Annotated in this window: 1 protein-coding gene; it reads left to right on the forward strand. The window is 76.4% G+C overall.

Annotated elements, in window-relative coordinates:
* The coding region (locus tag QYM41_RS17585) for a uroporphyrinogen-III synthase (RefSeq protein ID WP_368801062.1) at window positions 1-813 on the forward strand (813 nt) is incomplete at both ends.

Below are 813 nucleotides of genomic sequence, written 5' to 3' on the forward strand. Positions count from 1 at the left end.
TTCCAGCGGGCGCGGGTCATCACGCGCGGGGCGAAGGCCCGCGGCCAGGTGCTGTCCCTGGAGCTCGACGACGCCGAGGTCGCCGCGGACGAGCGCACGTCCTCGGTGGTCGACCGGCTGCTGGCCGACGGCGTGGCCGGAACCCGCCTCACGGTGCAGATGCACGGGCTCGCCGACGGGATCCAGCTGCAGCGCCTCGTGGCCGCCGGCGCCGCCGTGGACACCGTGGCCCCCTACCGGTGGCTGTCCGCCGACGACGGCGAGCGCCTGCCCGCGCTCATCCGGGAGGTCTGCGACCGGCGCCTCGACGTGCTGACGTTCACCGCCGCCCCGGCCGTCGACGCCCTGTTCAGCACCGCGCAGGAGACCGGCCGCTACGCCGAGCTCGTCGAGGCCCTGCGCACGGACGTCACGGCGGCCGCGGTGGGCCCGGTCTGCGCCGGGCCGCTGCTGGAGGCGGGGATCGAGCCCGTCGTCCCGGAGCGCTACCGGCTGGGCGCGCTCGTGCGCACGATCTGCACGCACGTGGCCGAGCAGCGCACCCTCGCGGTCGGCACGCGGCACGGGACGCTGCGGCTGATGAGCACCGGCACGGCCGTGGCGGGCGCGTTCGTCCCGCTCTCCGACGCCCAGGTGACGGTGCTGCGGGCGCTCGTGCGCAGCACCGGGGCGGTCGTGCCCCGGGCGGAGCTGCTGGCCGCGGTGCCGGGGATCGACAATGAGCACGCCCTCGAGATGGTGGTCTCCCGTCTGCGCCGGGCGCTGCCCGTCCCGGTCGTGGAGACGGTCATCAAGCGCGGCTACCGGCTGGAC

Source organism: Kocuria oxytropis, assembly GCF_040981195.1.
Taxonomy (GTDB): domain Bacteria; phylum Actinomycetota; class Actinomycetes; order Actinomycetales; family Micrococcaceae; genus Kocuria; species Kocuria oxytropis.